Source organism: Pseudomonas sp. TH06 (genome assembly GCF_016651305.1).
Taxonomy (GTDB): domain Bacteria; phylum Pseudomonadota; class Gammaproteobacteria; order Pseudomonadales; family Pseudomonadaceae; genus Aquipseudomonas.
Genome location: NZ_JAEKEC010000001.1, coordinates 3,387,221 through 3,399,663 on the forward strand (window position 1 = coordinate 3,387,221; position 12,443 = coordinate 3,399,663).

General features: G+C 58.3%; 10 protein-coding genes. All 10 read left to right on the forward strand.

The annotated features are described in order from the left end of the window. Nucleotides 1-129 precede the first annotated feature (129 nt). The 10 genes from gyrA to JFT86_RS15330 all read left to right on the forward strand — a co-directional run bounded on the left by gyrA (nucleotide 130) and on the right by JFT86_RS15330 (nucleotide 12,406). A complete protein-coding gene (gene gyrA / locus JFT86_RS15285) occupies nucleotides 130-2,904 on the forward strand; it encodes a DNA gyrase subunit A (protein WP_201237303.1) in 2,775 nt (924 codons plus the stop codon). 254 nt (nucleotides 2,905-3,158) lie between these two features. Next, on the forward strand, nucleotides 3,159-4,244 hold the full coding sequence (gene serC / locus JFT86_RS15290; protein ID WP_201237304.1) for a 3-phosphoserine/phosphohydroxythreonine transaminase: 1,086 nt from the start codon (nucleotides 3,159-3,161) through the stop codon (nucleotides 4,242-4,244). Then, nucleotides 4,244-5,338, forward strand: coding sequence for a prephenate dehydratase (pheA, locus tag JFT86_RS15295; protein WP_007908404.1), 1,095 nt, complete (start codon nucleotides 4,244-4,246; stop codon nucleotides 5,336-5,338). Before serC ends, pheA begins: the two co-directional genes overlap by 1 nt. A 12-nt stretch (nucleotides 5,339-5,350) precedes the next feature. Further along, nucleotides 5,351-6,463, forward strand: coding sequence for a histidinol-phosphate transaminase (gene hisC / locus JFT86_RS15300; RefSeq protein ID WP_201237305.1), 1,113 nt, complete (start codon nucleotides 5,351-5,353; stop codon nucleotides 6,461-6,463). A gap of 28 nt (nucleotides 6,464-6,491) precedes the next feature. Then, nucleotides 6,492-8,699, forward strand: coding sequence for a bifunctional prephenate dehydrogenase/3-phosphoshikimate 1-carboxyvinyltransferase (locus JFT86_RS15305; protein WP_242489551.1), 2,208 nt, complete (start codon nucleotides 6,492-6,494; stop codon nucleotides 8,697-8,699). Further along, complete coding sequence (gene cmk, locus JFT86_RS15310; RefSeq protein WP_201237307.1) at nucleotides 8,696-9,385, forward strand: (d)CMP kinase; 690 nt, start codon at nucleotides 8,696-8,698, stop codon at nucleotides 9,383-9,385. The genes JFT86_RS15305 and cmk overlap by 4 nt, the downstream gene beginning before the upstream one ends. Before the next feature lie 119 nt (nucleotides 9,386-9,504). Beyond that, on the forward strand, nucleotides 9,505-11,196 hold the full coding sequence (gene rpsA / locus JFT86_RS15315; RefSeq protein ID WP_201237308.1) for a 30S ribosomal protein S1: 1,692 nt from the start codon (nucleotides 9,505-9,507) through the stop codon (nucleotides 11,194-11,196). Nucleotides 11,197-11,410: 214 nt separating this feature from the next. Continuing rightward, nucleotides 11,411-11,689 (forward strand): hypothetical protein, encoded by a 279-nt coding sequence (locus JFT86_RS15320; RefSeq protein ID WP_201237309.1) that lies wholly within the window; start codon nucleotides 11,411-11,413, stop codon nucleotides 11,687-11,689. Nucleotides 11,690-11,842: 153 nt separating this feature from the next. Then, a complete protein-coding gene (ihfB, locus tag JFT86_RS15325) occupies nucleotides 11,843-12,139 on the forward strand; it encodes an integration host factor subunit beta (RefSeq protein ID WP_003189779.1) in 297 nt (98 codons plus the stop codon). 27 nt (nucleotides 12,140-12,166) lie between these two features. Next, complete coding sequence (locus JFT86_RS15330) at nucleotides 12,167-12,406, forward strand: lipopolysaccharide assembly protein LapA domain-containing protein (RefSeq protein ID WP_201237310.1); 240 nt, start codon at nucleotides 12,167-12,169, stop codon at nucleotides 12,404-12,406. Nucleotides 12,407-12,443: the final 37 nt, after the last annotated feature.

Genomic DNA, 12,443 nt, shown 5'->3' on the forward strand with positions numbered 1-12,443 from the left:
GCGCAAATCCACTCTCCAGATTGTTGATTTGTCGTAAGTCGGCGCATGGCACTCAGCCTGCCCCGACGAGCTTCGTTGCTCCCACATGGATATGACGAAGTTTCACCAGAAAAAGGAATCAGGCTTCTCATGGGCGAACTGGCCAAAGAAATCCTCCCGGTCAATATCGAAGACGAGCTGAAACAGTCCTATCTCGACTACGCGATGAGCGTAATCGTCGGCCGTGCACTGCCGGATGCGCGCGATGGCCTCAAGCCCGTGCACCGTCGCGTACTGTTCGCGATGAGTGAGCTGGGCAACGACTTCAACAAGCCGTACAAGAAATCTGCCCGTGTTGTCGGCGACGTGATCGGTAAGTATCACCCGCACGGTGATACCGCGGTGTACGACACCATCGTCCGCATGGCTCAGCCTTTCTCCCTGCGCTACCTGCTGGTTGACGGTCAGGGCAACTTCGGTTCGGTCGACGGCGACAACGCTGCGGCCATGCGATACACCGAAGTGCGCATGACCAAACTGGCGCACGAGCTGCTCGCTGACCTGCATAAAGAAACCGTGGACTGGGTGCCGAACTACGACGGCACCGAACTGATCCCGGCGGTCATGCCGACGCGCGTGCCGAACCTGCTGGTCAACGGCTCCAGCGGTATCGCCGTGGGCATGGCGACCAACATTCCGCCGCACAACCTCGGTGAAGTCATCGACGGTTGCCTGGCACTCATCGACAACCCTGAGCTGACCGTCGACGAGCTGATGCAATACATCCCCGGTCCGGACTTCCCGACTGCCGCGATCATCAACGGTCGCGCCGGTATCATCGAAGCCTACCGTACCGGTCGCGGGCGCATTTACATGCGTGCCCGTTCGATCATCGAAGACATCGACAAGGTCGGTGGCCGTCAGCAGATCGTCATCACCGAACTGCCTTATCAGCTGAACAAGGCGCGTCTGATCGAGAAGATCGCCGAGCTGGTCAAAGAGAAGAAGCTGGAAGGCATCACCGAACTGCGCGACGAGTCCGACAAGGACGGTATGCGCGTCGTGATCGAACTGCGTCGCGGCGAAGTGCCTGAGGTCATCCTCAACAACCTCTACGCCCAGACCCAACTGCAATCGGTATTCGGCATCAACATCGTTGCGCTGATCGACGGCCGTCCACGCATCCTTAACCTCAAGGATCTGTTGGAAGCCTTCGTTCGTCACCGTCGCGAAGTCGTCACCCGTCGTACCGTGTTCGAACTGCGCAAGGCGCGCGAGCGTGGCCACATCCTCGAAGGCCAGGCCGTTGCCCTGTCGAACATCGACCCGGTTATTGCCCTGATCAAGGCTTCGCCGACCCCGTCGGAAGCCAAAGAAGCGCTGATCAGCACGCCGTGGGAGTCTTCCGCCGTAGTGGCGATGGTTGAACGTGCCGGTGCCGATTCGTGCCGTCCGGAAAACCTCGACCCGCAATACGGTCTGCGCGAAGGCAAATACTTCCTGTCACCAGAACAGGCGCAAGCCATTCTGGAGCTGCGTCTGCACCGTCTGACCGGTCTGGAGCACGAAAAGCTGCTGGCCGAGTATCAAGAGATCCTCAACCAGATCGGCGAACTGATCCGCATCCTCAACAGCGCCGTGCGCCTGATGGAAGTGATCCGCGAAGAGCTGGAAGTGATCCGCGCCGAATACGGCGATCAGCGTCGCACCGAAATTCTCGATGCCCGTCTCGACCTGACCCTGGGTGACATGATCCCGGAAGAAGAGCGCGTCGTGACCATTTCCCACGGTGGCTACGCCAAGACCCAGCCATTGGCTGCGTACCAGGCTCAGCGTCGTGGCGGTAAAGGTAAATCGGCCACCGGCGTCAAGGATGAGGATTACATTGCTCACCTGCTGGTTGCCAACAGCCACACCACGCTGCTGCTGTTCTCCAGCAAGGGCAAGGTGTACTGGCTCAAGACCTACGAGATTCCGGAAGCGTCCCGCGCGGCCCGTGGTCGTCCGCTGGTCAACCTCTTGCCATTGAGCGAAGGTGAATACATCACCACCATGCTGCCGGTCGATCTCGAAGCCATGAAGCGTCAGGCTGAAGAAGAAGAGGCCGAAGGCGTTGAGGCTGACGTAGAAGAAATCGAAAACAGCAACGAAACCGACGAAGAGCGCCGTGCGCGCATCAAGGCTGCCGACCGCAAGAAGGCACCGTTCATCTTCATGTCGACTGCCAACGGTACGGTCAAGAAGACTCCGCTGGTGGCCTTCAGCCGTCAGCGCAGCGTCGGTCTGATCGCTCTGGAGCTGGACGAAGGCGACATCCTGATCTCCGCTGCCATCACCGATGGCGAGCAGGAAATCATGCTGTTCTCCGACGGTGGCAAGGTGACTCGCTTCAAGGAATCCGAAGTTCGCGCCATGGGCCGTACCGCCCGCGGTGTGCGTGGTATGCGTCTGCCAGAAGGGCAGAAGCTGATCTCCATGCTGATTCCGGAAGAAGGCAGCGAGATCCTCACTGCTTCCGAGCGTGGTTATGGCAAGCGTACTGCCATCACCGAGTTCCCTGAGTACAAGCGTGGCGGCCAAGGCGTTATCGCCATGGTCAGCAACGAGCGTAACGGCCGTCTGGTCGGCGCGGTTCAGGTGCAGGATGGCGAAGAAATCATGCTGATCTCCGATCAGGGCACTCTGGTGCGGACCCGTGTCGACGAAGTGTCGAGCCTGGGTCGTAACACGCAAGGTGTCACGCTGATCAAACTGGCCAAGGATGAAACCCTGGTCGGCCTGGAGCGGGTTCAGGAGCCTTCGGAGGTCGAAGGTGAAGAGCTTGAAGGTGAAGAGGGCGAGGAGTTCGAAGGCAATGTCGTGATTGACGATGCTGCCGAAGACCAGCAGCTCGACGCCGCAGCAGACGAAGAACCGCAAGAATAAGCGGACAAGCGAGGGGGCGGATGAGAATTCGCCCCCTTGTTATTTGTCCGGTATGAAACATCGTCAGGCAAGGAGATCCCCTGTAGGAGTGAGCCTGCTCGCGATAGCGGTGTGCCAGTCAGCGAATCTTTATCTGACACACCGTTATCGCGAGCAGGCTCACTCCTACACTGGAAAGCGTTTCATCGCCGTTCCAGTGTCGACGGTCGATACGATTTAATGCGTGATATCACCAAATCAGAGCGAGATTGGATGTGAGCAAGCGAGCCTATAACTTCTGCGCCGGCCCTGCGGCGCTTCCCGAAGCTGTCCTGCAACGCGCCCAGGGTGAACTCCTTGACTGGCACGGCAAGGGCCTGTCGGTCATGGAAATGAGCCATCGCAGCGATGAGTTCGTGTCCATCGCGACCCAGGCCGAGCAGGATCTGCGTGACCTGCTGAATATCCCTTCGAACTACAAAGTGCTGTTTCTGCAAGGTGGCGCCAGCCAGCAGTTTGCGCAGATCCCGCTGAACCTGTTGCCTGAAGGCGGTTCGGCCGACTACATCGACACCGGTATCTGGTCGCAGAAAGCCATCGAAGAAGCGTCGCGCTACGGCCGCGTCAACGTTGCCGCTACTGCCAAGCCTTACGACTATTTCGCCATTCCGGGCCAGAACGAGTGGAACCTGTCGAAAGACGCCGCTTACGTTCACTACGCGCCGAACGAAACCATCGGCGGTCTGGAATTCCAGTGGATCCCGGAAACCGGCGACGTACCGCTGGTGGCTGACATGTCCTCCGACATTTTGTCGCGCCCGGTCGATATCTCGCGTTTCGGCATGATCTACGCTGGTGCGCAGAAAAACATCGGCCCGAGCGGCATCGTCGTCAACATCATCCGCGAAGACTTGCTCGGCAAGGCGCGTTCGCTGTGCCCGACCATGCTCGATTACAAGGTCGCGGCCGACAATGGCTCGATGTACAACACCCCGCCGACGCTGGCCTGGTACCTTTCCGGTCTGGTGTTCCAGTGGCTGAAAGAGCAGGGTGGCGTCGAAGCCATCGCCAAACTCAACGACGTCAAACAGCGCACGCTGTATGGCTTCATTGACGCCAGCGGTCTCTATAGCAACCCGATCAACAAGTCGGATCGCTCGTGGATGAACGTGCCGTTTCGCTTGGCTGATGACCGTCTGGACAAACCGTTCCTCGCCGGTGCCGACGAGCGCGGTCTGCTCAACCTCAAGGGCCACCGCTCCGTGGGCGGCATGCGCGCCTCCATCTACAACGCCGTCGACATCACCGCCGTCAATGCGCTGGTGGCGTACATGGCTGAATTCGAGAAGGAACACGGCTGATGTCCGAGCAAGAACTCAAGGCACTGCGCGTTCGCATTGACGCTCTGGACACTAAAGTCATGGAGCTGATCAGTGAGCGTGCGCGTTGCGCCCAGGAAGTCGCGCGAGTAAAGATGGCCTCGCTGGCCGAAGGCGAAGTGCCGGTGTTCTATCGTCCCGAGCGTGAAGCTCAGGTGCTCAAGCGCGTGATGGAGCGCAATCAGGGGCCATTGGGCAACGAAGAGATGGCGCGGCTGTTCCGCGAAATCATGTCTTCCTGCCTGGCGCTGGAGCAGCCGCTGAAAGTGGCTTATCTCGGCCCTGAAGGCACGTTCACCCAGGCGGCGGCCATGAAGCACTTTGGTCACGCGGTGATCAGCAAGCCAATGGCGGCGATCGACGAAGTGTTCCGTGAAGTGGCCGCCGGTGCGGTGAACTTTGGCGTGGTCCCGGTGGAGAACTCCACCGAAGGCGCGGTCAACCACACGCTGGATAGCTTCCTTGAACACGACATGGTGATCTGCGGCGAAGTCGAACTGCGTATCCACCATCACCTGTTGGTCGGTGAAAACACCAAGACCGACAGCATCAGCCGCATCTATTCCCATGCGCAGTCGCTGGCCCAGTGCCGCAAGTGGCTGGACGCGCATTACCCGAATGTCGAGCGCGTCGCGGTGTCGAGCAACGCCGAAGCGGCCAAACGGGTCAAGGGTGAGTGGAATTCGGCGGCAATTGCCGGTGACATGGCGGCCGGGCTGTACGGCCTGACTCGTCTGGCCGAGAAGATCGAAGATCGCCCGGACAACTCCACGCGCTTCCTGATGATCGGTAACCAGGAAGTGCCGCCGACCGGCGACGACAAGACCTCGATCATCGTGTCGATGAGCAACAAACCCGGCGCGCTTCACGAGCTGCTGGTGCCGTTCCATGACAATGGCATCGACCTGACCCGAATCGAAACCCGTCCGTCGCGCAGCGGCAAATGGACTTACGTGTTCTTCATCGACTTCGTCGGCCATCACCGTGATCCCTTGATCAAGGGTGTATTGGAGAAGATCAGTCAGGAAGCAGTAGCACTCAAAGTGCTGGGTTCCTACCCGAAAGCAGTTCTGTAAGGGGCGGTAGTAATGAGTGGCAATTTCCTCGCTCTGGCACAGCCGGGCGTGCAACAACTTTCGCCGTACGTTCCGGGCAAGCCTGTGGATGAACTGGCACGCGAGCTGGATCTGGATCCGGCAAAAATCGTCAAACTGGCGAGCAATGAAAACCCGCTGGGCGCGAGTCCGAAAGCCTTGGCGGCGATCCGTGAAGAACTGGCCGAGCTGACCCGCTATCCGGACGGTAACGGTTTCGCGCTGAAATCCTTGCTGGCCGAGCAGTGCCGTGTCGAACTGAATCAGGTCACTCTGGGCAACGGCTCCAACGACATTCTTGAGCTGGTGGCGCGCGCCTATCTGGCGCCGGGTCTGAATGCCGTATTCAGCGAGCACGCGTTCGCCGTGTACCCGATTGCCACTCAGGCAGTCGGCGCCGAGGCCAAAGTGGTGCCGGCGAAGGATTGGGGGCACGATCTGCCTGCAATGCTCGCGGCCATTGATGCCAACACCCGTGTAGTCTTCATCGCTAACCCGAACAACCCGACCGGCACCTGGTTCGGCGCCGAAGCGCTGGACGAGTTCCTGCAGGATGTACCGGAGCATGTGCTGGTGGTGCTGGACGAGGCCTACATCGAGTACGCCGAAGGCAGCGACTTGCCGGACGGTCTGGACTTCCTCGCGGCTTATCCGAACCTGCTGGTTTCGCGCACCTTCTCCAAAGCCTACGGTCTGGCGGCTTTGCGCGTCGGCTATGGTCTGTCTACGCCAGTCGTGGCTGATGTGCTGAACCGCGTTCGTCAGCCATTCAACGTCAACAGCCTGGCTTTGGCTGCGGCCTGTGCGGCGCTGAAGGATGAAGAATATCTGGCGCAAAGCCGTCAGCTCAACGAGTCGGGCATGCAGCAGTTGCAAGCCGGTTTCCGTGAGTTGGGTCTGAGCTGGATCGAATCCAAAGGCAACTTCATCTGTGTCGATCTCGCTCAGGTAGCCGCTCCGGTATTCCAGGGCCTGCTGCGTGAAGGCGTGATCGTACGTCCGGTGGCCAACTACGGCATGCCGAATCACCTGCGGGTGACGATCGGTCTGCCGGCGGAAAACAGCCGCTTCCTTGAAGCGCTGCGCAAGGTTCTGGCTCGTGGGTGATGTCACTGCTCTGCAATCTGCTGCACCTATGATCGGTCGCCTTGTAGTGGTCGGTCTGGGGTTGATCGGTGGTTCGTTTGCCAAAGGCTTGCGTGAAAGTGGCCTATGCCGCGAAGTGGTCGGGGTCGATCTCGATCCGCAATCGCGCAAGCTGGCGGTCGAGTTGGGTGTGGTGGATCGCTGTGAAGACGACCTGGTGGCAGCCTGCCAGGGCGCGGACGTGATTCAGTTGGCGGTGCCGATTCTGGCGATGGAAAAAGTGCTCGCGCGTCTGGCGAGCATGGATCTGGGGCAGGCGATTCTGACCGATGTCGGCAGCGCCAAAGGCAATGTGGTGCGCGCAGCAACCGAAGCGTTTGGCGGCATGCCGACGCGCTTCGTGCCGGGCCATCCGATTGCCGGTTCCGAGCAGAGCGGGGTGGAAGCCTCCAATGCCGAACTGTTTCGTCGTCATAAAGTGATCCTGACGCCACTTGAGCAAACCGATCCGGCTGCACTGGCCGTGGTTGATCGTCTGTGGCGTGAACTGGGTGCCGATGTCGAGCACATGCAGGTCGAGCGTCACGACGAAGTCCTCGCTGCAACCAGTCATTTGCCGCACCTGCTGGCGTTCGGTCTGGTCGACTCGTTGGCCAAGCGCAATGAAAATCTTGAGATCTTCCGTTACGCTGCCGGTGGTTTCCGCGATTTCACAAGAATCGCCGGAAGCGACCCGGTGATGTGGCACGACATCTTCCTCGCCAACCGCGAGGCTGTCCTGCGCACACTCGATACATTTCGCAGTGACCTCGACGCCTTGCGCGACGCGGTCGATGCAGGGGATGGGCACCAATTGTTGGGCGTTTTCACTCGCGCCCGGGTTGCCCGCGAGCATTTCAGTAAAATCCTGGCCCGCAGGGCCTATGTGGACGCTATGAATTCCAACGATCTGATCTTCCTGGCTCAACCTGGTGGCCGCCTGTCCGGTCGGATTCGCGTACCGGGTGACAAATCGATTTCCCACCGTTCGATCATGCTCGGCTCGCTGGCCGAAGGCGTCACCGAAGTCGAAGGTTTCCTTGAGGGCGAAGACGCCCTGGCAACCTTGCAGGCATTCCGCGACATGGGCGTGGTCATCGAAGGCCCGCACCACGGCCGCGTAACCATTCACGGTGTTGGCCTGCACGGCCTGAAACCTGCGCCGGGCCCGATCTATCTGGGTAACTCCGGGACCTCGATGCGTCTGCTGTCCGGCCTGTTGGCTGCGCAGAACTTCGACAGCACCCTGACGGGTGATGCGTCGCTGTCCAAACGTCCGATGAATCGCGTGGCCAATCCATTGCGTGAAATGGGCGCAGTGATCGAAACTGCCGCTGAAGGTCGTCCGCCGATGATCATTCGTGGCGGCCACAAGCTCAAAGGCCTGACCTACACGATGCCGATGGCCAGTGCTCAGGTGAAATCCTGCCTGCTGCTCGCCGGTCTGTATGCCGAAGGCAAGACCACCGTTACCGAACCGGCACCGACCCGTGACCATACCGAGCGCATGCTGCGTGGTTTCGGCTATTCGGTGAGCGTCGATGGTGCGACGGCTTCGGTCGAGTCCGGCGGCAAGCTGACAGCTACTCATATCGAAGTGCCTGGCGACATATCTTCGTCGGCGTTCTTCCTCGTGGCTGCTTCTATCGCTGAAGGTTCAGAGCTGGTACTTGAGCACGTCGGCATCAACCCGACCCGTACCGGTGTCATCGACATCCTGCGTCTGATGGGCGCGGACATCACCCTGGAAAACCAGCGTGAAGTCGGCGGCGAACCTGTGGCTGACCTGCGCGTGCGGGCAGCTAAACTCAAAGGTATCGAGATTCCGGAAGCGCTGGTTCCATTGGCCATCGACGAATTCCCGGTGCTGTTCGTGGCCGCTGCCTGTGCCGAAGGGCGCACCGTGCTGACCGGCGCCGAAGAACTGCGGGTCAAGGAATCGGATCGTATTCAGGTGATGGCGGACGGTCTGTTGGCGCTGGGCGTCAAATGCCAGCCGACGCCGGACGGCATCATCATCGACGGCGGCCAGATTGGTGGCGGCGAAGTGCATGGTCACGGCGATCACCGTATCGCGATGGCCTTCAGTGTTGCGTCCTTGCGCGCCACTGCGCCGATCCGCATCCATGATTGCGCCAACGTCGCGACGTCGTTCCCGAACTTCCTCGCGTTGTGCGGGCAGGTCGGTATTCGTGTGGCACAAGAGGCTCAGTCGTGAAGAACATTGCACCGGTCATCACTATTGATGGGCCAAGCGGCTCGGGCAAAGGCACCGTCGCCGGGATTCTGGCCAAGCGTCTGGGCTGGAATCTGCTGGATTCCGGTGCGCTTTACCGTTTGCTCGCGTTTGCTGCGCACAACCATGGTGTCGACCTGACCAATGAAGAGTTGCTGAAGAAACTTGCCGCTCATCTGGATGTTCAGTTCATTGCGGCGACCGACGGTCAGTTGCAACGAATCATTCTGGAAGGTGATGAAGTCAGCGATGTCATTCGCACTGAAAGCGTCGGTTCCGGCGCCTCGCAAGTGGCGGCATTGCCGGCCGTGCGCGAGGCGCTGCTGCAGCGCCAGCGTGCATTTCAGGAAGCGCCGGGCCTGGTCGCAGATGGTCGCGACATGGGTACGGTGGTTTTTCCTGGTGCGCCGTTGAAGATTTTTCTCACGGCCAGTGCCGAGGAACGGGCGCGCCGTCGATATTTGCAGTTGAAGGGCAAAGTCGAGGGTGTTAGTCTGTCGAGTCTGCTAGATGAGATCCGTGCGCGCGACGAGCGTGACACCCAGCGAGCGGTAGCCCCGCTTAAACCGGCGGCTGACGCCATACAGCTGGATTCCACGGAGTTGTCCATCGATCAGGTGCTTGAACGCATCATGAGCGAGATCGCCATTCGCGATATCGCCGGGTGACCAAGAAGGCCGCAGGGGACCAGTCATAGTCCTGCAGCGCTTCTTCTATATGAAACTAACCCACACCGTCTGGGGTGTGGAGATGGGCGTATCCTTCGCCCTCATTTACAGGAATTAAAATGAGCGAAAGCTTTGCGGAACTCTTTGAAGAAAGCCTAAAAACCCTGAACCTTCAGGCAGGCTCCATCATCACCGGTGTTATCGTTGATATCGATTACCAAGCTCGCTGGGTAACCGTTCACGCTGGCCTGAAGTCTGAAGCACTCATCCCGCTTGAGCAGTTCTACAACGACGCTGGCGATCTGACTATCAATGTCGGTGACGAAGTTCACGTTGCTCTGGACTCGGTTGAAGACGGTTTCGGTGAAACCAAGCTGTCCCGTGAAAAAGCCAAGCGCGCTGAGTGCTGGATCGTTCTGGAAGCAGCCTTCGCAGCTGAGGAAGTGGTCAAGGGCGTTATCAACGGTAAGGTTAAAGGCGGCTTCACTGTCGACGTTAACGGCATCCGTGCGTTCCTGCCAGGTTCCCTGGTTGACGTCCGTCCAGTGCGCGACACCACGCACCTGGAAGGCAAAGAGCTGGAATTCAAGGTCATCAAGCTGGATCAGAAGCGCAACAACGTTGTCGTTTCCCGTCGCAGCGTCCTGGAAGCCGAGAACTCCGCCGAGCGTGAAGCTCTGCTGGAATCCCTGCAGGAAGGCCAGCAAGTCAAAGGTATCGTCAAAAACCTCACCGATTACGGCGCATTCGTCGATCTGGGTGGCGTGGACGGCCTGCTGCACATCACCGACATGGCCTGGAAGCGCATCAAGCATCCTTCCGAGATCGTCAACGTTGGTGACGAAATCGACGTTAAGGTTCTGAAATACGATCGCGAACGCAACCGTGTTTCCCTGGGCCTGAAGCAACTGGGCGAAGATCCATGGGTTGCTATCAAAGCCCGTTACCCAGAAAGCACTCGCGTTACCGCTCGTGTAACCAACCTGACCGACTACGGCTGCTTCGCTGAGCTGGAAGAAGGCGTTGAAGGTCTGGTACACGTTTCGGAAATGGACTGGACCAACAAGAACATCCACCCTTCGAAAGTCGTACAAGTCGGCGACGAAGTGGAAGTTATGGTTCTGGACATCGACGAAGAGCGTCGTCGCATCTCCCTGGGCATCAAGCAGTGCAAATCTAACCCATGGGAAGATTTCTCTGGCCAGTTCAACAAGGGCGATAAAATCTCCGGCACCATCAAGTCGATCACCGATTTCGGTATCTTCATTGGTCTGGACGGCGGCATCGACGGTCTGGTTCACCTGTCCGACATCTCCTGGAACGAAGTTGGCGAAGAAGCTGTTCGTCGTTTCAAGAAGGGCGACGAGCTGGACACCGTTATCCTGTCGGTTGACCCAGAGCGCGAGCGTATCTCCCTGGGTATCAAGCAGCTGGAAAGCGATCCGTTCTCCGAGTACGTCTCGGTTAACGACAAAGGCGCAATCGTTACTGGCACCGTGAAAGAAGTTGACGCCAAAGGCGCCATCATCGTTCTGGCCGACGATATCGAAGCGACTCTGAAAGCCTCCGAAATCAGCCGTGACCGCGTTGAAGACGCGCGCAACGTTCTGAAAGAAGGTCAGGAAGTAGAAGCCAAGATCATTAGCGTTGATCGTAAGAGCCGCGTAATTCAGCTGTCGATCAAATCGAAAGACGATGCTGAAGAGAAAGAAGCTATCCAGAGCCTGAAAGAAGCTACTACGGAAGGCACTGTTGCTGACACCACCATGGCTGGCCTGCTGCGCCAAGCAATGGCGGCCAAACAGAACTAAGTTCTGATTGGGTAATAAAAAGGGCGACTTCGGTCGCCCTTTTTTGTGCCTGCGATTTGCCGAGATGTGAGGTTTATTTCCGCGAATCGGTTGGTGTGTGAAACCAATCCATTTCCGGGGTGGTCTGTTTCTTTAATCGGATCAATCGCCTATTCACGACTAAGCTAGATCTTAAGTGTGAGGTAGTCGGGCTTTGCCTGGCATAAGGAAGTGAATGAAGAAGTTTATCGTCCTCCTGGCTGTGGTGGTTTTGGCGGGTTGTACCACCAGTGCCAAGACCCATGCTGTGCGTGGCGTCAGTGGCATAGAGATCGATTGTTCGGGGTTGGGTTCCGGTTGGGATAAATGCCAGAAGCGCGCTGCCAAGGAGTGCAAGGGTGCCGGTTACAAAGTGGTGACGCGATCGGATGAGGCCAAGGATGAGGATGAGTTTCCCTTTGGCTTCAATCCGGCAGGCTACGTGACGCGAACCATGCTGGTGATGTGCCGTTGAGTGTGAGCTCACCCTGTGTGGTGACTTGATGCCCTCAAAATGGGCGTTTCGACGCCGAGGAAGATATGTCAATCCCTGGGCTGTTCAAAATCTTCCGGGCGTGCTAAAACCTTTCAAGCGCTGATCTAGCTGCTTGAAAAAGAAGGGAAAAATATGACGAAGTCGGAGTTGATCGAACGAATTGTCACCCATCAAGGGCTGCTCTCATCCAAGGATGTGGAACTGGCCATCAAGACCATGCTTGAACAAATGTCCCAATGTCTGGCCACGGGGGATCGTATCGAGATCCGCGGGTTTGGCAGCTTTTCCTTGCACTATCGTGCGCCGCGCGTCGGGCGCAATCCCAAGACCGGTCAGTCTGTCAGTCTTGACGGTAAATTCGTTCCGCATTTCAAGCCGGGTAAAGAGCTGCGTGACCGGGTGAATGAGGAAGAGGAGGAGGGGGTTTGACAGTCGCTATCTCTCGGGGAGTTACTTATGCGTAACCTCAAACGCATACTTCTAGGCGTTTTTATTCTATTACTGGTGCTGGTGATTCTGGTGTTTGTGCTCGAGAATCAGCAATCGGTATCGTTATTGTTTCTGGGTTTGTCTGCTCCGCAGTTGCCGCTTTCACTTGTTGTGGTTTTGACGTTGCTCATCGGTATGCTGATTGGGCCGGCGCTTGGCTGGTTTCTGGGGCGTTCGTCCCGAGCGGTACGCAAGCGCCTCGTCTGAACGCAACAGGTGCGGGGCATCTGTCGAATTGCGTCTC

What these genes read in the sequence shown, in the direction of transcription:
- gyrA (WP_201237303.1), top strand. Translation starts at nt 130, where the DNA reads ATGGGCGAACTGGCCAAAGAAATCCTCCCGGTCAATATCGAAGACGAG.
- pheA (WP_007908404.1), top strand. Translation starts at nt 4,244, where the DNA reads ATGTCCGAGCAAGAACTCAAGGCACTGCGCGTTCGCATTGACGCTCTG.
- hisC (WP_201237305.1), top strand. Translation starts at nt 5,351, where the DNA reads ATGAGTGGCAATTTCCTCGCTCTGGCACAGCCGGGCGTGCAACAACTT.
- JFT86_RS15305 (WP_242489551.1), top strand. Translation starts at nt 6,492, where the DNA reads ATGATCGGTCGCCTTGTAGTGGTCGGTCTGGGGTTGATCGGTGGTTCG.
- rpsA (WP_201237308.1), top strand. Translation starts at nt 9,505, where the DNA reads ATGAGCGAAAGCTTTGCGGAACTCTTTGAAGAAAGCCTAAAAACCCTG.
- JFT86_RS15320 (WP_201237309.1), top strand. Translation starts at nt 11,411, where the DNA reads ATGAAGAAGTTTATCGTCCTCCTGGCTGTGGTGGTTTTGGCGGGTTGT.
- ihfB (WP_003189779.1), top strand. Translation starts at nt 11,843, where the DNA reads ATGACGAAGTCGGAGTTGATCGAACGAATTGTCACCCATCAAGGGCTG.
- JFT86_RS15330 (WP_201237310.1), top strand. Translation starts at nt 12,167, where the DNA reads ATGCGTAACCTCAAACGCATACTTCTAGGCGTTTTTATTCTATTACTG.